This is a genomic window from Bradyrhizobium murdochi (genome assembly GCF_000472965.1).
GTDB classification, from domain to species: domain Bacteria; phylum Pseudomonadota; class Alphaproteobacteria; order Rhizobiales; family Xanthobacteraceae; genus Bradyrhizobium; species Bradyrhizobium murdochi.
In genome coordinates this window covers 1-21,588 of record NZ_AXAU01000015.1, presented here as the reverse complement: position 1 = coordinate 21,588, position 21,588 = coordinate 1, and the positions used below count along the sequence as shown (strand labels likewise).

The window sequence follows — 21,588 nt, the reverse complement described above, 5'->3', positions numbered from 1 at the left end:
GGCAAGCGCCGTGCTGGTCAGGTTCGCTGTAGGTCGCCTCGACACGAAAACCCAATTAGCGCCAACAACGCGATCAGTAGTGGTACGAACGACAGAACCAAGACGGTCGACCAGCCGAAGGACGACAGCAGCCCGCCGGAGAGGAATGAACCGACCGTCATCGTGCCGAAGACGACGAAGTCATTAAGCGATTGGACCCGTGCCTTTTCCTCGGGACGATGGCATTCCAGAACCATGGCCGAAGCGCCAATGAAGCCGAAATTCCAGCCGATCCCGAGCAAGATCAGCGTCACCCAGAAATGCCCGACGTCGATGCCGAGCAGACCAACCGACGATGAGCCAGCGATGAGCGCCAGCCCGACGGCGACGACAGCGGATGAACCGAATCGCGTGATAAGGCGTCCTGTCCAAAAGCTAGGAGTGTACATCGCGATGGCGTGCCACTGCAGACCAAGATTGGCTGACTCCTGGGACAAGCCGCAGAATTTCATCGCCAGCGGGGCTGCCGTCATGATGAAATTCATGAGCAGGTAGGAAACGACCCCACAGATCACTGCCAGGATGAAACGCGGCTGGTAGGCGATCACAGCGAGCGGCCTTCCGGCGCCTCGCTCAGTTGCAGTTGGCCGAGGAAGCTGAACGCCCGCCAGGATGACTGCGGAGAAAGCCGCAAGCGCCGCTTGGCCAATAAACGTCGCAGCGAAGAGGTAAGGCCCCCACAGGTTCATGGTGTGCGTCACAAGTTGCGGACCTATCACACCAGCGAATACACCGCCGGCCATCACAGCGGAAAGAGCACGGGGCCGCCGTTCCGGCGCCGCGCAATCGGCAGCGGCAAAGCGGAAGGAGAGCACCACGGCGGCGTAGGCGCCCCCGAAAAAGGTCGACATGCAGAACAGCGGAAACGAGGCCTGCAGGACCGCAAGAAACGCGATCAAGCCCGCGAGGATGCCGCTGCCCGCACCGAGCAGGAAAGTCGTACGCCGGCCATACCGTTCGGCGACGGCGCCCGCCGGTAGGGTGCAGAGGGCCATGCCGACGACAAAAACGGAAACCGGCAGCGTCGCCAGCGTCCTGCTGGGCGCCAGTATGTCGCCAACGACAGCTCCGATTGCGTAGACGACCGTAGAATTGGCGCCCGCGAGAGCCTGAGCGACGGCAAGCCTTACGACATTGCTGCGCTCTCGGCGAACGGCTGTCGCCGCCTCATGGTTGAGCGCGGGAAAATTGAAGTTCATGCTGCGACTGCTCCGCCAGTCAATGAGATGTCCCGCGATCAAGCTCGGCATCGTCGTAGATCCGGCTAGCCTAAGAACAAAGCACTGGTGTTTCCCTCTACAAAATGCCAATTTATATCGATGAAACGTCACAAATCGCGCAAAAACGTTGGCTGGAAGCCACTCGATAGCCCGCGAGGTCTTGGATCACCTGAGCCTCTGATCGTCCGGGTCCAGTCGCTTCCTGCGAGAAGCTACTTTGCCGAGCACAGCCACACCTGGAATCAACTCGTCTACGCGATTTCCGGCGCGCTCACCGTCAACGCTGACGGAAGAAGTCTCGTCATTTCCCCAGAACAGGCCGTCTGGCTGCCGCCCGGTACCAAACACTCGGTCGGCTCCCTCATGGGCGCGGAATTCCGAAGCCTCTGGATAGCCGATGACGCAAGCCAAGGAATGACCTCCGGGACGGCGGTCATTCATGTATCCACGCTTCTGCGGGCACTCATCATAGAGGCCGCATCGCTCAAACAAGAAGATCGTCACTACGCCGACCGCGTTACCGCACTCATCCTCGAGCAGTTGCGACGGGCAACGCCTATCTCGGGAGCCCTGCCATGGCCTACACACCCGGCCTTGCTTGCACTTTGTGAGAGCCTCTATGCCGATCCCGCCAATCCCCGTCACAGTGACAAGTGGGGGCTTGAGATCGGGATGTCGCCGCGAACGCTGACTCGACGCTTTGAGAGCGAAGTCGGCATGAGCTTGCGCACCTGGCGTCAGCGTCTGCGCCTTTTCAAGGCGATCGAAATGTTGGGCAGCGACCTTCCGATCACGGAGATCGCACTACGCCTTGGCTATTCCTCGGCGTCAGCATTCATATTCATGTTTCGCTCGGAAATGAGAGTTAGTCCTCTTCAATATAGACGCAATCTAAGCCTCGTAGTTGGTAGTGGGGCTGCATGAAGCGCAAAGTCGAACTCGGGCGTCAGAAGTCGGGCGCTTCCTCACGCGCGGTTCGCGCCCGATGACGCATGTGCTGCCAGACAGCCAGGGCGACCGATAGCCCCGCACAGAACAGTAACGCGCCGGAAATCGGCCGCGTGAAGAACAGCAGCGGGTTGTCGTCCGTCATGATCGCCCGAATAAGGTTGATCTCGATTTGGTCGCCGAGGATGAGGCCGAGGATCAGCGGAGCCAGCGGAAATCCGCCCTTCACCAGCGCATAGCCGAACACACCAAAGATGAGCAGGACATAGACGCTCTGCATCGTGTTGTTGAGCGCGTAAGCACCGATTACGCAAAGCACCAGCACGACCGGCGCAAGCACCGCGAGCCTGACCCGGGTGATCTGAAGCATGAATAGCGCGCCCGCGGCCAGGATCAGCACCATCAGCAGGTGTGCCAAAATGTATGCGGCGTAGATACCGTAGGCGAGGGCGGGTTGCTGCGAGACGAACAGCGGCCCCGACTGGATGCCGTGGATCGTCATGGCGCCCAGCATGACGGCGGTCACGGCGTCGCCGGGGATGCCGAACGCCATGATGGTCACCAGCGAGCCGCCGACATTGGCATTGTTGGAGGACTCAGAAGCGATGATGCCCTCGGGGACGCCTGTGCCGAAACGCTCGGGGTGGCGCGAGAACTTCTTCGCCTGGTCGTAGGCCAGCATATTGGCAGCGCTGCCGCCGATCGCCGGCAGCACGCCGATCAGGATACCGACGATCGTCGACCACAAGAGCAGGAACGGACGGCTGAGGATTTCGCCGATCACCTTGAGGTGGGAAACCCGCAGACTCGGCTGCGCGGTCAGAACGGCCTCCGGCGTCTTTGGAACTGCTGCCTTCTCGATGTCAGACATGATCTGCGCGAACGCAAAGATCCCGATCAGCACCGGCAGGAACGGGAAGCCGCCGCTGATGAACTCGGACCCGAAGGTGAAGCGCGGCACGCTGCCGATCGGATCCGTGCCGATGACGGTGATCAGGAGGCCAATGGCGGTCGACAGCAGGCCCTTGATGAATGAGGACTCGGCCAGGCCGGCCACCATTGCCATGGCCAGCACGAACAGCGAGAAATACTCCCACGGTCCGAACTGAAGTGCGATGGCCGCGAGCGGTCCGGTTACCAGGATCAGGAAAAGACCGCCGAGCAGCCCGCCGAACAACGACGACCACACGCCGAGCCAGATCGCCCGGCCCGGCGCGCCACCCCGCGCCATCGGAAAGCCATCGAAGGTCGTGGCGATCGCCGAGGGCGTGCCCGGAATTCCAAGCAGACACGCGGTAACCAGGCCGCCGGCAGAGCCGCCGACATAGACGCCGGTCATCGCGGCCAGCCCCTGCAAGGGATCGAGGCCATAGGTGAACGGCAGGATGACGATGATCGTCATCGTGATGGTGACGCCCGGCAGCGCGCCGCCGATGATGCCAATGAGCGTGCCGGCGAATAGCGGAACGAGATAATTCCACTGCAACACCGTCAGCAGCCCATGTCCCAAAAGCTCGAACATGGCCTACCAGTTTGTCCAGCTACCGCGAGGAAGCAGCACCGTGAGATACCGCTCGAAGACCAGGTACGTTACAGCCGACGTAGCAATCGCTATTGCCGCGAGGATCGCCCATTGCCGCCAGGTCGCAGGCCTTTCGAGCGTCGCCTGGAGTCCGGCGACGAACAGGACGGTCGCGATGCGATAGCCGAGCAGAGGCAGAACCACCAAGTAGAGCGCAACGATGACGAAGGCGAGCGCGACTAGGCCATAGGCCGGTTGCGGCTGCGCTGGAGCAGGGACGTCGGCCGGCTCAGCGCGCCGCGCGAGCAGATCCTGTGCGATCAGCGCCGCGCTGGTCACGGCCATGAAGATCAGAACGATGCGCGGATAGAAGCCGGGACCGACCGGCACCAGCGGCAGTTGCGGAAGTCCAAACGATTGCACGAGCAGAGCCAGACTGACCGCGAGGAAGATCAATCCGGCAAGGCTATCGCGGCCAAGTCTCATTGCTTGGCAAGACCGAGCTCGGTCATGATCACCTTGCTCTCGCGGTCGAGCTTGTCGAGGAATGGACCGTATTCGGCGGCGTTGAGATAGGAGACGCGCGTGCCTTGCTTCTTCATTGCGTCCGCGAACTCCGGCTCCTTGGCGGCTTTTCCGCAGGCCTCGTCCAGCTTGGCGCGCACCGCGGCCGGCGTGCCCTTCGGTACGATCAGGCCGCGCAAAACCGCGTAGACGATGTCCATGCCGAGCTCCTTCAACGTCGGCACGTCAGGGGCTTCGGGATCGCGCTTCTCGGCAGCAATGGCAAGAAACTTGAGCTGCCCGGCATCGACCTTGCCCTTCTGTGTCAGGTTGGAATCCGTCAAATCGACATGGCCGCCGAGAATGGCATTCATGCGCGGCGCAAGGCCTTCATAGGAGACGTATTTGAACTTGACGCCGGCCGCCTTCTCGATGAGCGCCGGGAAGATGTGGCTGGTCGATCCGAGGGTAGCCCCCACGGTGATCTGGCCCGGACGCTTCTTGGCGTCCTCGGCAAGCTCGGCCCAGCTCTTCCAGGGCGTCTTGGGGCTCGCCGTCAGGACCGATGGCGTCGCAGAGAGCAGGCAGATCGGCTCGAAGTCGCTGTACTTGACGTCTGTGACGCCGGCATAGTGCACAAGGTGGATGTAGTCGTGCACCGCATAAAGCGTATAGCCGTCCGGCGGCGAGCCTTTGGCTTCGCGCGCCCCGACGGTGCCGGAGGCGCCCGTGACGTTGGCGATCACGATTGGCTGGCCGATGTGCTTCTGTAGAAGCGGCGCAAATGGGCGGAAGATGTTGTCCGTATCGCCGCCTGCCGCCCACGGCACGATCATCTTGATCGGGCGCTCAGGATAGTTTTGAGCCGCGGCCGGCATGGCCATCGCGGCCAAGGCTGCTGTCGCCGCCAAAATACGGAGCACGGTCCTCATGACGCTTCTCCCTATCGCTCTTGATTGATTTTTTTCGATCATAGCAAGACGCCGGAACTTGGCAAACAATGATGCGACAAGGATGGTCCGGCGGCGTGTGCGGCGCACCGCCAAATCCAGATTCGGGCTGAGTACACGGGTGCCCTTGAGGCGCTTCGCAGAAGCACCCTAAGCGGCTGTTTTGGTCCGTTGCGATGGCAACGACCTGCGCCGGGGATGTCCGCCCTGGGGTCCGCAGCCGAAATCGCGTTTGTCCGCGGGTAAGTGCCGGGATCGCGGTCACGCTCGACTGCAAAGACCGTTGCGAGATTCGGCCTCATCCTAGACTTGCAGTTATTCCTCGCGGCAGGGTTCGAAGCCGCTATAATGGGGTGGTTGCGACATGAATTGGCGAGTGGGCCATGGTGGCAACGAACGATCAGATCGTCACCGTGTTCGGCGGAACCGGCTTTCTGGGTCGCCGCATCGTTCGACAACTGCGCTCATACGGATTTCCGGTTCGAATCGCGTCAAGGCATCCGGATCAAGGCTACACATTGCCTGGTGCTGATGATCCGCAACTTCAATCCGTAGAGGCCAACATTCACGACGAGCGGTCGGTCGCGGATGCGCTTGCCGGCGCTTACGGCGTCGTGAATGCGGTCAGTCTTTACGTCGAGCGCGGAGCGGAGACTTTTCATTCCGTTCATGTCGAGGCCGCCCGGCGGGTAGCCATTCAAGCGCACAAGGCCGGAGTCAAAAGGCTCGTCCACCTTTCAGGAATCGGCTCCGATGCCGCCTCCCAGTCGCGCTACATCCGAAAGCGTGGCGAGGGCGAGCAGGTGGTGCGGGCCGCGTTCCCCGAGGCAACTTTGATCCGTCCTGCGGTGATGTTCGGACCGGACGATGCGTTTCTCGTCGTCATCCTCAAGCTGCTCCGCCAGCTTCCCGTCTATCCGATGTTCGGCCGCGGCGTGACCAGATTGCAGCCGGCCTATGTGGATGATGTTGCGGAAGCGATTGGCCGGATCATGCAGCGCGCCGAGACGCCGGATATCTTCGAGTTCGGCGGCCCGCGCGTCTACTCTTACGAGGAGTTGCTTAGAGCCGTGGCGCGTCAAGCTGGACTTGCGCCTCGACTGATTCCAGTCCCGTTTGCCGCTTGGCATGCACTGGCATGGGCCTCCGAAATGCTCCGGATTCCATTCCTGACGCGCAATCAAGTGGAGCTGATGGAAATCGACACCGTGTCATCGCCGGATATGCCTGGATTTGCCGAGCTTGGGATATCGCCGCACCCGGTCGAGACAATACTCCAGAAGATGCTGTCGAACTCCGGCGGACAACAGTGAGGAACCATCCTTTTAAGACCCCGTTATTGAATTTAATCAATGCGAGGGGCGACCGTGTCATAAGTGAAGGCGGACATCATGGCTACATGTGAAACCTGCGGCAATGACTACGACAAGTCCTTTCAGGTCACCATGAACGGCAAATCGCACACCTTCGATAGTTTCGAGTGCGCCATTCATGCGCTCGCGCCGACCTGCGATCATTGCGGCATCCGCATCGTCGGGCACGGATTGGAGAAGTCCGGCACGTTCTTCTGTTGCGAGCATTGCGCCGAAGGTGAGGGCGTCAAAGGGCTACGCGATCGAATCTAGGCCCGGGCAATTGACGCGGGTTGGATCCCTCCATCCGTCCGCGAAGGACGATGTTTCATGCGCCCCGTAAAGGTCGAAAGGCGCTTTGCACTCGCCCCGGGGCAAACCTGCCACCTTTGGGACAGCATGACTGCCCGATAACATTACTTGCGCCATTGGAAATTTGAGCATTGAATTCGGCGAAGATGCGCCACTACCGTAAGTAGTTCTCAAGTGTGTCTGTACCCTCACAGAATGACGTGATGAAGAGACTCGGCTTCGGCATGAGGCGAGTGCGATGGCCTCATGCGTGGGAGGTGCGTCCACGTGACTGATCGGGAGTGGCCAAATGCGGGAAGCTGAGGCGCGCACCGACCAGCGCCATCGTGGCCCAACAAACAGGGAGGAGAACAATGAGCACCTGGCTTAGCGAGCGAGAGCAGCGTCTTGTCGCGGGCGCGGAGGCGGCATCGGCGGCAACGCCGATTCCCACGCAGATTGTTTCCAACGGCGAGTATCTGCCGCCCCCGCAGAGCGCCGTGCAAAAGAAAGTCGAGGCGCGGATCAACGAGCTCGCCGACGCGAACGGCAAGCACCTCGGCTTGAGTCGCCGGCAGTTTCTGCACACGAGCTGCGGCATGGCGGCGGCATTCCTCGCCATGAACGACGTCTACGGCAATGTTTTTCAGGTTGCGCCCGCGGAGGCGCGAGAGCCCGAATTGATGCAGGCGCGCGCGCAGGGCCTCGCCGGCCAGTTCATTTTCGACGTTCAGACCCATTTCGTGCGCGACGACTTCGATCACAAGGAGCTGTTGGGGTTGGCGGAATTTGCGAGCCAGCACTGGAATCCGAAGATGAAGGAGGAGGGCGTCTCCTCGCTCGGCCGCTACAAGTTCCAGAATTATGTGAAAGAGATCTACTACGACAGCGACACCAACATGGCGCTGCTAAGCGGCGCGCCGTTCGACGATCCGAGCTGGTGGCTCCTTTCCAATGAGCAGATCGTCAAGGCACGCGAACTCATCAACGACTTCGCCGGCTCGCGCCGCCTCTTGGCGCACAGCGTCATCACCCCAAAGCAGCCCGGCTGGATGGAGGAGGCCGACAAGGCGATCGAGGTCTACAAGCCGGATTCCTGGAAGTCCTACACGATCGGCGATCCGCTGGCGCCCTCCAAATATCCGTGGCGGCTCGACGACGAGCAGGTGATGTATCCGTTTTACGAGAAAGCGGTAAAGGCCGGCATCAACACGCTGTGCATCCACAAGGGGCTGCTGCCGCCCGATTACGAGAAGTCGTTCGCCGGCGTGTGGGAATACGCAACAGCATGGGACATCGGAAAGGCTGCCAAGGATTGGCCGCAGATGAACTTCGTGATCTATCACTCGGCGCTACGGCCGTTCACCGAACTGCCGGACAAGGCGTGGGCTGAGTTCGAGCAGACCGGCCGCATCCAGTGGGCCACGGATCTCGCGGAAATCCCGCAGAAGTTCGGCGTCAACAATGTCTATGCCGAACTCGGCACGTCCTTTGCCAACTCGGCAGTGGCGCATCCCAAGTTCTGTGCCGCGTTGGTGGGCACGCTGATCAAGGGCATGGGGGTCGACCACGTGATGTGGGGCACCGACTCGGTCTGGTACGGCTCACCGCAGTGGCAGATCGAGGCGATGCGCCGGCTCGAAATCCCGGAGGACATGCAGAAGAAGTACGGCTTTGCGCCGCTCGGCGACGCCAATAGCGCCACCAAGCAACTGATCTTCGCAGGCAACGCCACCAGGTTCTACAAGATCAAGCTGAGAGCGGCTGACAACACCAGGATGCCGGCCTATTCCGAGGACCGCCTCGCTTCGCTCAAGAACGAGTATACGCAGGCGGCCCAGGCGCCCTCGAACCTGCGCTACGGCTACGTTCGCGCCGCGTAAGCGTTAGACGGCCGCGCCGGTGGAGCGACCAAGCTTCGTCGGCGCGGTCAACGCGCGGCTGCAGTGAAGGGCGTAGAACGACAGAAGCAATTTCGGCTTCGGATGAAAACAAACACTCGTGCGATACCTGCTTGTGGCGCCAATAGCCCACATTCTCGGGAGGTCCGTCTTTGAGCCCACAATCATAAGGTGATTGGGTCGAGACATGCGGCAACACAATTAGCCGCATCCCGGACTGCCAAACCGGGCTTGTAGGACTTTCGATCAATTGTATTCTCAAGGGAAGCATGCGGAACTCGCATGACTGCTGCCTGAACGGCGCAGATCACCATAAGCAGGCGCGAACCAACGTGCCGGTTTTTGGGTGGAGACCGACATGGCCGATGGCGGATCGTTTGATACGTTCCCCAAGTTGCTTCTGCGAAACGCGGCGCAGTTTGGCAACGGTCCGGCGTTTCGGCACAAGGATCTTGGTATCTGGCAGACGTGGACCTGGACCGAAGTCGCCGGGATCGTACGTGCTTATGCCGCGGGTTTGCAGCGGATTGGATTGCAGCCAGGGGACACGATCGCCATCGTCGGTTCAAACCGGCCGAAGCTCTATTGGACCGTGATGGCAGCGCAGGCGTTGCGTGCCATTCCGGTCCCGGTCTATTCGGATGCGGTGGCTGACGAGCTTGCCTATGTCCTTGCCCATGCCGATGTGAAGTTTGTTGCAGCGCAAGATCAGGAGCAGGTCGACAAGATTTTGTCCGTATCCGACCGGGTGCCGCATCTCCGGAAGATTGTCTACGATGAACCGCGTGGACTCCGCGACTACGATCACAGCCGGTTGGTCGCAATCCACGATGTCATCGAAGGCGGCCGGGCCGCGCTTGCGGGCAACCCTGCGCTTGGCGATCAGATCGATGAAATCATCCGTCAGGGTGAAGGTTCTGACGTCTCGATCATCCTCTATACCTCGGGAACGACCGGCGCGTCGAAGGGCGTCATGCTGTCGGCGCGACGGTGCATCGACGCTGTAACGGATACTGTCAGGTTCGACAGGTTGACCGAGAACGACGTGGCGCTTGCCTATCTGCCGCTCGCCTGGGTGGGAGACCATTACCTCAACTATGCGCAGGGCCTTGCCGCCGGTTTCTGCATGGCGTGTCCGGAGAGCGGTGAGACGGTCGAGCAGGATTTGCGCGAGATCGGACCAACCTTCTATTTCGCTCCACCGCGCGTTTTCGAAAACATGCTGACGCGGGTGATGATCCGCATGGAGGATGCTGCGCCAATCAAGCGGCGTATCTTCGACTACTTCCTCGGCATTGCCCGACGGCATGGCGAATCGATTTTGACCGGAAAGCCGGTGCCGGTGTCAGGCCGGCTGCTCTATGCGCTTGGACGATTGATACTGTACGAGCCCCTCAAAAACGTTCTCGGCCTATCTCGCGTACGCGTTGCCTATACTGCAGGTGAGGCTATCGGCCCGGATCTTTTCGCGTTTTACCGATCGATCGGATTGAACCTGAAGCAACTCTACGGTCAGACTGAAGCATTCCTCTACGTAACGTGTCAGCCTGACGGGGAGATCTACTCCGATACTGTTGGGCCGGCGGCGCCGAACGTCGACATTCGCATTGCGGAATCGGGCGAAGTGCAATTCCGTTCACCCGGCATGTTTGTCCGATATTTCAAGGATCAGGCGAAAACTGCGGAGGCTCTGACGCCTGACGGTTACGTCAAGACCGGTGATGCCGGCTTCTTCGACGAGCAGACGGGACATTTGAAGATCATCGATCGCGCAAAGGATGTGGGCCGGCTGGCCGACGGAACGATATTTGCGCCGAAGTATCTTGAGAACAAGTTGAAGTTCTTTCCCAGCATCAAGGAGGCGGTCGCCTTCGGCGATTCCAGGGAGTTCGTTTGCGCCATTCTCAATATCGACCTGACTGCGGTGGGGAGCTGGGCCGAACGTAACAACATTGCCTACGGCTCCTACCAGGAACTGGCGGGGCATCCGCAGGTCTACGACCTGGTGACGAAAAGCGTTGAAGAAGTGAACCGCTCACTCGCCGAGGAAAAGGTGATGGCCGGCGCGCAGATTCGCCGCTTTCTGATTCTGCACAAGGAACTCGACGCGGACGATGGCGAATTGACACGCACACAGAAAGTTCGCCGCGGGTTCATCGCCGAGCGCTACGGGCCATTGGTTACAGCGCTCTACGACGGTTCGCATGAAGCCGACATTTCCACCGAAGTCACTTTTGAAGATGGCCGCAAAGGCGTGATCGCGGCGCGGGTCAAGATCCGCGACGTGCAGACAATTGGTGCAGCGGAGCCCTTTGGGAGGGCCGCATGAGGATGCCAGACACGAGCGAAATCCTGCTTCAGGTCGAGGGGGTATCGCTGGCGTTTGGCGGCGTGAAAGCGCTGAGGGATGTCTCGCTTGACATCAGGAAAGGTGAAATTCGCGCCATCATCGGACCGAATGGCGCCGGAAAGACTTCGATGCTCAACGTCATCAACGGCTTCTATCATCCCAATCGTGGTGCCATCACCTTCAAGGGACGAACCCGCGCCCAGATGCAGCCGTTCGAGGCGTCCCGTGGCGGCATTGCGCGCACCTTTCAAAACGTCGCACTGTTCAAGGGAATGAGCGCGCTCGACAATATCATGGCTGGCCGCACATTGAAGATGCGGCGGGGCCTTCTGTGGCAGATGCTGCGCTACGGCCCTGCGCTGACGGAGGAGATCGAGCATCGGCACCGCGTCGAGGAGATCATCGATTTTCTGGAGATCGAACCGATCCGCAAGGTGCCGGTCGCGCGCTTGCCATACGGCCTGCAGAAACGCGTCGAGCTCGGCCGCGCCCTTGCGATGGAGCCCGATCTCCTTCTGCTGGACGAACCAATGGCAGGCATGAACCTCGAAGAGAAGAAGGACATGTCGCGGTTCATCCTCGACGTGAACGACTATTACGGAACGACCATCGCGCTGATCGAGCATGACATGGCTGTGGTGATGGATCTCTCCCATCGCGTGGTGGTGCTCGATCATGGCGTGAAGATCGCCGACGGAACGCCAGATGAGGTCAAGAAGGACCAGGGCGTCATCGACGCCTATCTCGGCATCGCGCACTAGGGAGCGATAGTGTGATCGCATTGGGTCAATTTCTGGAGGTGCTGATCGGCGGATTGATGTCTGGCGTCCTGTATTCGCTGGTCGCGCTCGGCTTCGTGTTGATCTTCAAGGCATCCGGCGTCTTTAATTTTGCGCAAGGCGCAATGGTGTTGCTCGCCGGGTTGGCGCTGGTTCGTTCGCTCGATCTCCTCGTGGCCAATGGCTTCCCGCTTTGGGTTGCGATCGTCCTCGGCATCGGCTTTGCCGCCGTGATCATGGCGATAACGGCCTGGCTGATCGAGCGGTTCGTGATTGGACCTCTTGTCAATCAGAACGCTCTTACGCTGTTCATGTCCACCATTGGCGTGACATTCGTCCTCGAGGGTGCGGCGCAGATGATCTTCGGTTCCGATGTTTACCCGTTGCGGCTGTTCCCGACCGACATCTGGCTGCTGTTCGAAAGTCACTTTCCGGGTGGGATTCTGGTCAACCAGCTTGATGTCTGGGGCGGCCTTATCGCCGGCATTCTGGTCGCGGGTCTCGCGATCTTCTTCCAGCAAACCAAGACTGGTCGCGCACTCAGGGCGGTTGCTGACGATCACATGGCAGCGCAGTCGGTCGGGATTCCAATCGGCTGGATCTGGTTTGTGGTCTGGCTTGTTGCCGGTCTCGTTGCGCTCGTTGCGGCGACCGTGTGGGGCACCAAGCTGGGTGTGCAGTTCTCGATCACGTTTCTCGCGCTGAAGGCCCTGCCGGTTCTGATCATTGGGGGCCTTACCTCTGTCCCAGGAGCGATCGTCGGCGGGCTTATTGTAGGTGCGGGCGAGAAGCTCGCCGAGGTGTTCCTGGGGTCGCATATTGGCGGCGGTATTGAATATTGGTTCGCTTATGTGCTGGCGTTGGCGGTGCTGCTCGTGCGGCCGCAGGGGCTGTTCGGCGAGCGGATCATCGAGCGCATCTGAGATGAGGAGTTAGTTGTGCTTTATCGCGAGGCAGGCCAATTCAAGACGACCTACGCGGAGGATATGGCGATCTTCCCGATCCGCCAGGACCGTATGGCGCTCGCGATCTTGCTTGGTATCGCCTTCATTGGCGTGCCGCTGCTGGCCGACTTCGACATTTGGCCGTTCGGCAGCGACTATCTGCTTCGCGCCATTCTGCTGCCCTTCCTGATCCTCGCGCTTGCCGCTATCGGCGTAAACATCCTTGTCGGCTATTGCGGCCAGATCTCGCTCGGCAGCGGCGCGTTCATGGCCATCGGCGCCTACTCGGCCTACAAGTTGGGGACCGGCGTTCATATTCCGCTCGACTGGCTTGGCTTTGCGATTTCGATCCCGCCGTTGCCCGTACTGCTATCTATTTTGCTCGGCGGGCTGGCGGCGGCGGTTGTCGGCATCCTCTTCGGTATTCCAAGTCTGCGGATCAAGGGCCTCTATTTAGCGGTCGCAACACTCGCAGCGCAGTTCTTCTTTGACTGGGTGTTCCTGCGGGTGCCGTGGTTCACCAATTATGCGCCGTCGGGGTCGGTCAGTGCACCGACGCTGGATTTCTTCGGTCTGAACGTAGGCACGCCGATCGAGCGCTATATGCTGTGCCTGATCTTCGTAACGGTGTTCGCGTTTCTGGCGAAGAATCTGGTTCGCGGCAATCTCGGCAGACAATGGATGGCAATCCGCGACATGGACATAGCCGCGGAGCTCATCGGTATCCGGCCACTCTACGCGAAGCTTACAGCTTTCGCGGTCTCCTCATTCATCATCGGCGTGGCGGGCGCACTTTGGGCGTTCGTCTATCTGGGCTCGTGGGAGCCGCTCGCCTTCTCAATCGAGCGTTCGCTGCAGCTTCTGTTCATGGTGATCATCGGCGGGTTGGGTTCGATCATGGGGTCATTCATCGGCGCGGCCTTTATCTTGATCCTGCCCATCATGCTGAACCTGCTTCCAACCCAGCTCGGTGTGCCGCTGTCGACAGAGACGATTACCCATCTGGAATTCATCATCTTTGGATCGTTGATCTGCTATCTTCTCATCAAGGAGCCACATGGATTTGCCCGGCTCATATCGATTGGCAAGGAGAAGCTCAGACTGTGGCCGTTTCCCTACTGAAGGGGCGGGTAGTACGAAGCAAGCCGAAGATCGCAATGCGGAGCGGCGGTCGTTGGCAATAGGAGGCAAGGAAGCCCGCGAAAACAAGACCCGGTACAGAAAAAACGGGCTGAACGAGGAGGACAGTTATATGGTACGCAACAAACTATTACTTGCTGCAGCCATACTTTCAGGCGGGGCGTTTGCCTCTCCTGCTGCAGCGCAGAGCGAGCAGTTCATCCCGATACTATCCTACCGAACGGGCGCGTACGCCGTGAATGGCGTGCCGTACGCAAACGGCGTGGCCGACTATTACAACTTGGTCAACGAGCGCGACGGCGGCATCAACGGCGTCAAGATCTTGTTCGAGGAATGCGAAACCGGCTACGCCACCGACAAGGGTGTCGAATGTTACGAGCGTCTCAAAGGCAAGGGGCCGACCGGCGCGGCCTTCGTCAATCCGCTGTCGACCGGCATTACATTCGCCCTCACCGAGAAGACCACGACTGACAAGATTCCGATTATCACCATGGGCTATGGCCGCGCCGATTCCAAGAACGGCGCCGTGTTCGCCTACAATTTCCCGCTGCTCGGCACGTACTGGTCCGCGGCCGATATCGCGATCCAGCACGTCGCCAAGGAGGTGGGCGGCTTCGACAAGCTGAAGGGCAAGAAGATTTCGCTGCTCTATCATGACAGCCCCTACGGCAAGGAGCCGATCCCGATGCTGCAGGTGCTGGCCAAGAAGTACGGCTTTGAGTTCACACCGATCCCGGTCACGCATCCCGGTGTCGAACAGAAGTCGCAATGGCTGTCGATCCGCCAGAACCGCCCGGACTATGTCTTGGTCTGGGGCTGGGGCGTCATGAACGGGACGGCAGTCAAGGAAGCGGCGGCCGTTGCCTATCCGCGCGACAAGATGATCGGTGTTTGGTGGTCGGGCGCAGAGCCGGATGTGCAGCCCGCGGGCGATCAAGCCGTCGGCTACAAGGCGCTGATGCTTCAGCATGGTGCGGGCAAATTCCCCGTGCATGCCGAGATCGAGAAGCACGTCTATGCAAAGGGCAAGGGCGCGTCGGAGCCTGGCAAGATCGGCGAGGTTCTCTACAACCGCGGCATGGTGAACGCTATGCTCGGGGTGGAAGCGATCCGCAAGGCGCAGGAAAAGTTCGGCAAGAAGCCGCTGACGGGCGAGCAGGTCCGTTGGGGTCTTGAGAACCTCAACCTCTCGGAAGCGCGTCTCAAGGAGCTCGGTTTCGAGGGCATGTTGAAGCCGATCAAGATTTCCTGCTCCGATCACGAGGGCGCGCGGGACGGGCGCGTACAGCAGTGGGACGGCAAGGGCTGGAAGGTCATCTCCGACTGGTACACGGCCAACCAATCCGAGACCGAACCGCTCGTTGACGAAGTTTCCGCGAAGTATGCCGCGGACAAGAAGATTCAGCCTCGCGACTGCTCGAAAGAGAGCTGAAAACATCTCGGAGATCCGGAAGGAGCGTTCGCTTCCTTCCGGGTATTCCTGAAGCTGTAACAGTTTGGAGGGAGCAGCGTGTCGATTCCCAAGGCCGCCACAACGACGGAAGCGGCGGCGCCGTTCCTGTCGGTCAACAACATCGAGGTCGTGTACGATCACGTCATCCTGGTATTGAAGGGCGTATCGCTGGATGTGCCGCGGGGCGGAATCGTCGCGCTTCTCGGAGCCAATGGTGCGGGCAAGACCACGACTCTGAAGGCGGTTTCCAATCTGCTGCATTCAGAGCGTGGCGAGGTCACCAAGGGCTCAATCCTGTTTGACGGTGTGGAAGTGCAGTCGCTGTCGCCAAACGATCTAGTGCGGCGCGGCTGCATTCAGGTGATGGAGGGGCGGCGCTGCTTCGCTCACCTTACCGTCGAAGAAAATCTCCTGACCGGCGCATTCACGCGCGTGGACGGCAAGGCCGCGATCGCGGAAGATCTCGAGCGGGTCTATGCCTATTTTCCCCGTCTCAGGGAGCGGCGCGGTTCTACCGCCGGCTATACGTCGGGTGGCGAGCAGCAGATGTGCGCGATCGGCCGTGCGCTGATGTCGCGCCCGAAGATGATCCTGCTCGACGAGCCGTCGATGGGCCTCGCTCCGCAGATCGTCGAAGAGATCTTCGAGATCGTCAAGGACCTCAATGTCCGGGAAAATGTTACGTTCCTGCTCGCCGAGCAGAACACCAATATGGCGCTCAAATACGCCAGACACGGATACATCCTCGAAAATGGGCGCGTGGTGATGGACGGCGAGGCGCGGGCGCTCGCCGCAAATGAAGATGTCAAGGAATTCTATCTTGGCGTCGCCGGGGAGAAGCGAAAATCATTCCGCGATGTGAAGCACTACAAGCGACGCAAGCGCTGGCTCGCTTAGGTGATCTCTGTCGAAATCATCCCGCGCTGCGATCGTCGGCCGATGTCCGCCTTGAAGCGTATTACGGACTCAAGCCGGACTTGGCGTAATATCTGAAAAGCACCAAAGGACATTGCATCGGATTTGGAGCTGCTTTCGCCTCGCCAAGCTGCACGTTCATTGTTTACGATCGCGTCGGTCGCGATCCAATGAAACTTGGGCATGGAAAAATCGCCATGGGGATAAAAAGCCATACTGCTGCGCCCGCGGCAGCTCTTGCTCTCGGAATCTTCTTCACTGCGCCGGCTTCCGTTGCCACCAACGCGATCGTCAGCACGGTCGCGTCGCTTGTGGCGGCCGCGATCGGCAATCTCAGCTTCATGTCGCCTGCAATGGGCGAGCCGGCCACACTAACGAAAACCCAATCGGATGCGCTCAATACATACAATGAGGCACGAAGCAACTTCGAGTCGATCCTGGGCCAGCGGCGCGCGCAGATCAATTCGAACCAGCGACTGCCGAACTTGCCAGGACAAGCCCTCTACCTTGCACGCAACAACATGATCAGCGCGTACAAGGATCTCACCGACGCTCTTCCGTCCAAGATAGGCGGGCCCAATAAATACGGAATCCCACCGGCGTATTTTAGCGCCGACAATGAGCCGCTGCTCGACGAGTACAGGAGACTTTTCGACCTGATGCAAGCGCCGCCCGCCAACGCGCAAAACTCAGATACTCCATTCAAGGACGTTGTCGATCTGGGCACGGCCATTGCGCGAGCCAAGGGCCTTGATGCGGCCAATGCCGAAGCAGCAGGCCGTATCAGCCTGGGCCTGTTTTTTGCCGAGACAAATGGCAATCAGAACATCGGGAATGCGCGCTCGAACAAATACAAGGGCAGCTTGCAAACAGGCGTACCCGAAGATCAAAATGGACGGAAGAAATGGGCGGCGATAAAGAATTCGATCGCAGCCTTTGATCCCGCACTGAACGCCCGCGACGACAAGGAAGAGGCACGGGCCGGCAATGTGGACCATCGGTACAACCACTGGACCGCCGTGCGAGATGGTCTCATGAACGCACACGCGGATATCTTTCCGCAAGTACCGGCGATCGTGAAAACACTGCCAGATCCGATCGATCAGATGAAGCTCTTTGAACTCATCCAGATTATTCCGAGCCCGACCAGGTCTGCGCTCGGCTCGCGCAACCTGGTTGACTACAGAATTTCAGACCCGAAGATCATGGCCTATCTGCGAAACAACAGCGTTTTCACCTTCGGACAGGCTGACCGGGCCAAAACATCCGCGACCTACCGCGAAATTCTCGATGCGATGTGGCTGTTCAACGAAAAATTTGAACGAGCGCTTTCCAAATTCGACGAAATCAAGAAGCAGTCAAAGGGTTGAAGCCGGAGGGCGGGGTCCAGATGCTACGCTACCGCGTCATCAGAGCGGACCGAGCACGGCCCATCGGGGCTCGCAAAATGCCTTCACCGCCGCCGTAACACCGCTGCTGATAATGTCCCGCCGCTCAGGCGAACTCATCTTGAGCTCTTCGTCCCGGTTGATGATCGAGCCCGCTTCCAGCAGGACGGCAGCCATCCGGGTTTTTCTCAGCACGATGAGCTCATCGTAGCGATAGACGCCGGTCTCCTTGTTCAGCAGCTCACGCTGGTACCGGCCCATGATGGGCTGGGAATATTGCCTGGCATAGTCGAGGCCCTGGGCCTTCATTTCCTTGGCGATCAGTTCGGCGAAGGCGAAACTCGTCTTGAAGTCCGGGTTGCTGCGGGAGACGAAGACGGAATATCCGCTGAAGCGGTCGCTGAAATGGCTTTTCTTTCCCTCGAACTCCCAGTCCTCGAGGAATTTGTTGGGCACGGAGTCATGGTGGATCGACAGGAAGAGATCCGCGGGCAGATTGTTGGCGGCGGCGACGCGTTTGACGAGGCTATGCCTCGCCTTGCCCTCGGTCACGAGCAATCTGGTTTCAGTAAAGCCCTCGGCCTTCAACTTCTCCTCGATCCGCTTCGCAAGGCGCAGATTGAAGACAAACTCGGAGACGTTGCGGGCGCTGATCGCGCCTTCTGATTCGGCGGTATGTCCCACATCCAGAACGATCCGGAACTTGGAGGGATCGCACAGGGGGACGACCGGTTTGAAAGCTGCAGAGGGCAGGGCGACTGGGCCCAGGGCGGCAAGCTTCACGGTGCGGCGCTTTGGCGAGGCGGCTGATCTTGCCGAAGTAGCTGGCTTGCGCGAAGCGACGTGCTTGCGCGAAGTGACGTGCGTTGACGGCTTGCCTTGCCTTGGCGATTTCGCCTGTTTTGACGAGCCTTTGAAGACGTCCGACAGCCAGCCCGCGTCGCTGACCTCGATCGGCAGAAGCATCATTGCGGCCATTGCGGCAACGACGATGCGGCCGCGACGCCAAAATCGCGAAGCGATAGCGTCGAGAACACAAATGAACGCGCGGCGCTTCATGCTCGCCCAGCGACCGAACCCGAAGGCGCGCTAACTCGAATGAGGCTTGCGTTGATGTCGACGAACGAAGTCCTGGCACAGCCGATGGAAAACATATCGTACCCCACCCACCGAATTCGACGTGCAAGGGTCGCAATCCAATGAGGGCGGATACAAGTCGGAGAGGGCGATCACGGCATCCATTCGCGCGATTTCGCGTCAGTGTTGTCATTGAGCCACATAGCTATGCACTGAAACAGTCTTTCGACCATTCTTGGAAACCGTCAAAAGCGATTGTTGGTCACGCTCTAGCGGCGTTGCTTTTTCGGCTTTAGCGATGCCGCCGGCGCCCGTGCGTTGGCATCGAGCGATGTTGATGCCATTGGGGTCTCACCCTTGGCCCCTTCGCGTCCGATTTCGCGTCGCGGCCAGGCAAAATCGTCGGCTCGACCGGCTGGCGCCGACAAAGGCTCCCCTGTGATCAGGACCCGCGCCGCTTGCGCATCCATCGTCACAGGCCGCCCCCCCGGACCGCCGAGCAATTGATTCGTGCCGACAGAGGAGGGCGCCAAGGGAACGATCGGCCCGGCCAGCGGACGCGGCGCCGGCTCATCCGGCCGCGCACTGGCGTCGGGCGTAGCCGGCTCAGTGGGCAGCACAATCGGCGCGGAACGCGCAGCCAACAGTCGGTTGATTTCGCGCTCGGCATAATGCGCGAGCTTGAGCGCGCCGGCCTTGGTGAAGTACACGCCATCGGAAGAGCGCAGCCGGCGGGTCTGCCCCTCGAAATCGGGGCCGTGCTGCAAGAAGCGGCCGGTTTCATCGACAAATCCATCCCAGACATCGACATAGGTGATGCCGGCCTTGCCGGCCGCATCGCGATAGAGCGTATTCAGAAACGCCGTGTCGGCGGTCGACTTGGGGCCACGTACGACCGGCAGACCCACCCACAGCACTGGCACACCCTTGGACTTGAGTACGCCGATCATCTCCTCGATCTTTTGCATGTAGAGTTCGACCCAGCGCTTCTCGCGAAACTCATGGATGTCGTTCGGCGAATGCGCGCTCCTCTCCGGTTCAATCACCGCCCGCGCGCCATTGTTTTCGGCGGCATCGTCCGGCGGCAATTCGGGATCCGGCACCTTGGCTGCGCCATCGGGCTTCGCCTCGGGCTTTGCGCTCGAAGCCTTGCCATCAGGTTTCGCCTTGGCGTCCTTCTTGTTCCCAGCTTTATTGTCGGATTTGTCGACCGCCGGCTCGCGGATTGAGGTGCGATCATGAAGCCCGAGCAAGACGACAATGGCATCCGCTTTTTCGGCGGCAAGAATACCTTTGGCGGCGGCGGCCCAATCGGCTGGATCGCCCTTCGGCTGATATTTGATCAGGCCGGAGACTGTCTTGTGTTTGCGGATCACACCCACCTCGGGCTGGTCGTCATAGACGTTCTCGAGCCCATAGGCGAGCCAGTCTGCCATGGCGTCACCGAGCACAAGTATGTGGCGCTCCGATACAGTGTTGCGTTTCTCGGGCGGCGGCGCCTTTGAAAAATCCTCGCGCGGCGGCGGAGGCGCTTGCCGCCCATTCCAACGAGGCTGCGGCGCGTGCTCTTGGTACGGCGCAAACGTGTCGTTACCATACCAGCCGCCACCGCGTTCGTTACCAAACCAGCCGCCGCCGCGTTGCGGTTGTGGCCCCTGCTGATATCCGCCGAAATTAAAGAACTGTGCAGAGGTGGGGCCGGCCAAGCCGAGCAACATTCCCACCGCGACGGCCAGCGCAATCAGCCAACCGCGCTCGGTAAAGATGCATTGCCATTTTGGTTCCCTTGGCATGCTTCTGGACCGCACACACGCAGAACCTGCCTTTACCAGACTAGCACAAAGGCCCTGTGGCGGGTCTCAGTTTACCGTGAAGCGTGTCATCTGGGTGCGGAACACGCAAGCACGGCCCATATGCGTGGTGCGCACGTCCCATAACAATACACACACCAATCCGATAGCCTCACTGCGGAGGCCGCAGCTCGATGCGATAGCGAGCATAGATCCGCGCGATGCTGCCATCGGCCAGCAGCGCCTCGATCGCCGCATCGACACGCTGTTGCAGCTTGTCGTCGGGGCGGAGCAGCCCCGCCGCAATATTCCAGTTCAAGTCAGAATCGTTGTCGAACGCTGGAATCAGGCGCAACGGCTTGTCGGCATGCTGCAGGTTGAACCAGCCGACCATCATCGGTGTGGCGGGCCTCGATCTCGCGATTGGCCAATGCCGCGACAATGTCGTCCTCATACACGAATGGAGACGTGGCGGTGCCGCCCTTGGCGATCGCACTGACCACCCATTCCCGCGTCAGCTTGACGCCGAGTTGCTGGGCAATTTTCTCGCCGAGTTCGATCTGAAATCCCGGGACCGGTCCGGTCTTGCTTGCAAACGGCAGCGCATTGGGGCTGGCGCAGAGCGTCAACGCGCCGCGCTCGATGACGGCCAGCGAGCGGGCATCCGCCGGCGCGTTCCAGAGCATCAGCAGCGCGAGGCCGGCCGCGTATCGGGCGAGGCGATATTGCGGTTTCCACGCCGCTGAAAACGCTCTAGTTGTGGAGCCTCAACAGGTTGTTCCCGGTTAGACCGAGTCTGCTGATGGGTGGCTTTGATCCGATACTGCCATGAGGTCTGTGCCAATTGTAGCGGTGAAGCCAGCGTGGCAGTTCGGCGGCGCGTTCGTCTGAGGTGTCGTAAGCGCGGGCATAAGCCCACTCGCGCAGGCTTGTCTGGATGAAGCGCTCAGCCTTGCCGTTGGTCTTGGGTGTGTAGGGCTTGGTACGGATATGCTTGAGGCCGAGACGCTTGCAGGCTGTTCGGA

At 60.1% G+C, this 21,588-nt stretch carries 20 protein-coding genes; 11 read left to right on the top strand and 9 right to left on the bottom strand.

Annotated elements, in window-relative coordinates; genetic code table 11:
* Positions 1-17 precede the first annotated feature (17 nt).
* Positions 18-1,238, bottom strand: a complete 1,221-nt coding sequence (locus YUO_RS0125165) for an MFS transporter (RefSeq protein ID WP_028349760.1) — start codon at positions 1,236-1,238, stop codon at positions 18-20.
* 120 nt (positions 1,239-1,358) lie between these two features.
* Here YUO_RS0125165 and YUO_RS0125160 point away from each other — a divergent pair, with 120 nt between their 5' ends.
* Complete coding sequence (locus tag YUO_RS0125160) at positions 1,359-2,183, top strand: AraC family transcriptional regulator (RefSeq protein WP_035727598.1); 825 nt, start codon at positions 1,359-1,361, stop codon at positions 2,181-2,183.
* A 22-nt stretch (positions 2,184-2,205) separates the two neighbouring features.
* Here YUO_RS0125160 and YUO_RS41665 read toward each other — a convergent pair whose 3' ends face one another.
* Genes YUO_RS41665 through YUO_RS0125145 form a run of 3 tightly spaced genes read right to left on the bottom strand, consistent with a single transcriptional unit; the run spans position 2,206 to position 5,165 of the window.
* A complete protein-coding gene (locus tag YUO_RS41665; RefSeq protein ID WP_051379641.1) occupies positions 2,206-3,729 on the bottom strand; it encodes a tripartite tricarboxylate transporter permease in 1,524 nt (507 codons plus the stop codon).
* Positions 3,730-3,732: 3 nt separating this feature from the next.
* Positions 3,733-4,215: a tripartite tricarboxylate transporter TctB family protein gene (locus tag YUO_RS0125150; RefSeq protein WP_028349758.1), complete on the bottom strand. Its 483-nt coding sequence runs from the start codon at positions 4,213-4,215 to the stop codon at positions 3,733-3,735.
* On the bottom strand, positions 4,212-5,165 hold the full coding sequence (locus YUO_RS0125145; RefSeq protein WP_051379640.1) for a tripartite tricarboxylate transporter substrate binding protein: 954 nt from the start codon (positions 5,163-5,165) through the stop codon (positions 4,212-4,214). The genes YUO_RS0125150 and YUO_RS0125145 overlap by 4 nt, the downstream gene beginning before the upstream one ends.
* A 401-nt stretch (positions 5,166-5,566) precedes the next feature.
* Here YUO_RS0125145 and YUO_RS0125140 point away from each other — a divergent pair, with 401 nt between their 5' ends.
* From YUO_RS0125140 to YUO_RS0125090, 10 genes are all read left to right on the top strand, one after another.
* Positions 5,567-6,496, top strand: a complete 930-nt coding sequence (locus YUO_RS0125140; RefSeq protein WP_028349756.1) for a complex I NDUFA9 subunit family protein — start codon at positions 5,567-5,569, stop codon at positions 6,494-6,496.
* 78 nt (positions 6,497-6,574) lie between these two features.
* The gene (locus YUO_RS0125135; protein WP_028349755.1) at positions 6,575-6,808 is read left to right on the top strand and encodes a hypothetical protein; all 234 of its coding nucleotides are present in this window, start codon (positions 6,575-6,577) and stop codon (positions 6,806-6,808) included.
* Positions 6,809-7,200: 392 nt separating this feature from the next.
* Positions 7,201-8,709 carry an amidohydrolase family protein gene (locus YUO_RS0125130; protein WP_028349754.1) on the top strand — a complete coding sequence of 503 codons (1,509 nt, stop codon included), beginning with the start codon at positions 7,201-7,203 and terminating at the stop codon, positions 8,707-8,709.
* A gap of 376 nt (positions 8,710-9,085) precedes the next feature.
* A complete protein-coding gene (locus YUO_RS0125125; protein WP_028349753.1) occupies positions 9,086-11,056 on the top strand; it encodes an AMP-binding protein in 1,971 nt (656 codons plus the stop codon).
* Complete coding sequence (locus YUO_RS0125120; RefSeq protein WP_028349752.1) at positions 11,053-11,838, top strand: ABC transporter ATP-binding protein; 786 nt, start codon at positions 11,053-11,055, stop codon at positions 11,836-11,838. Before YUO_RS0125125 ends, YUO_RS0125120 begins: the two co-directional genes overlap by 4 nt.
* An 11-nt stretch (positions 11,839-11,849) precedes the next feature.
* Complete coding sequence (locus YUO_RS0125115) at positions 11,850-12,779, top strand: branched-chain amino acid ABC transporter permease (RefSeq protein WP_283806426.1); 930 nt, start codon at positions 11,850-11,852, stop codon at positions 12,777-12,779.
* Between the two features lie 15 nt (positions 12,780-12,794).
* Complete coding sequence (locus YUO_RS0125110) at positions 12,795-13,922, top strand: branched-chain amino acid ABC transporter permease (RefSeq protein ID WP_028349750.1); 1,128 nt, start codon at positions 12,795-12,797, stop codon at positions 13,920-13,922.
* Positions 13,923-14,052: 130 nt separating this feature from the next.
* The gene (locus YUO_RS0125105) at positions 14,053-15,372 is read left to right on the top strand and encodes an ABC transporter substrate-binding protein (RefSeq protein WP_028349749.1); all 1,320 of its coding nucleotides are present in this window, start codon (positions 14,053-14,055) and stop codon (positions 15,370-15,372) included.
* A gap of 78 nt (positions 15,373-15,450) precedes the next feature.
* Complete coding sequence (locus YUO_RS0125100) at positions 15,451-16,290, top strand: ABC transporter ATP-binding protein (protein ID WP_051379639.1); 840 nt, start codon at positions 15,451-15,453, stop codon at positions 16,288-16,290.
* A 359-nt stretch (positions 16,291-16,649) separates the two neighbouring features.
* A complete protein-coding gene (locus YUO_RS0125090) occupies positions 16,650-17,678 on the top strand; it encodes a hypothetical protein (protein WP_235782833.1) in 1,029 nt (342 codons plus the stop codon).
* Positions 17,679-17,717: 39 nt separating this feature from the next.
* Here YUO_RS0125090 and YUO_RS0125085 read toward each other — a convergent pair whose 3' ends face one another.
* From YUO_RS0125085 to YUO_RS0125065, 5 genes are all read right to left on the bottom strand, one after another.
* Positions 17,718-18,479, bottom strand: a complete 762-nt coding sequence (locus tag YUO_RS0125085; RefSeq protein ID WP_430649562.1) for an N-acetylmuramoyl-L-alanine amidase family protein — start codon at positions 18,477-18,479, stop codon at positions 17,718-17,720.
* Positions 18,480-19,042: 563 nt separating this feature from the next.
* Positions 19,043-20,566: an SGNH/GDSL hydrolase family protein gene (locus YUO_RS41660; RefSeq protein WP_051379638.1), complete on the bottom strand. Its 1,524-nt coding sequence runs from the start codon at positions 20,564-20,566 to the stop codon at positions 19,043-19,045.
* Between the two features lie 169 nt (positions 20,567-20,735).
* Positions 20,736-20,882: a hypothetical protein gene (locus tag YUO_RS46475; protein WP_156908763.1), complete on the bottom strand. Its 147-nt coding sequence runs from the start codon at positions 20,880-20,882 to the stop codon at positions 20,736-20,738.
* A gap of 1 nt (position 20,883) precedes the next feature.
* A complete protein-coding gene (locus YUO_RS0125070; RefSeq protein ID WP_028349744.1) occupies positions 20,884-21,249 on the bottom strand; it encodes a type 2 periplasmic-binding domain-containing protein in 366 nt (121 codons plus the stop codon).
* 67 nt (positions 21,250-21,316) lie between these two features.
* A partial coding sequence (locus YUO_RS0125065; RefSeq protein WP_028349743.1) for an integrase core domain-containing protein occupies positions 21,317-21,588 on the bottom strand: 272 nt, incomplete at its 5' end.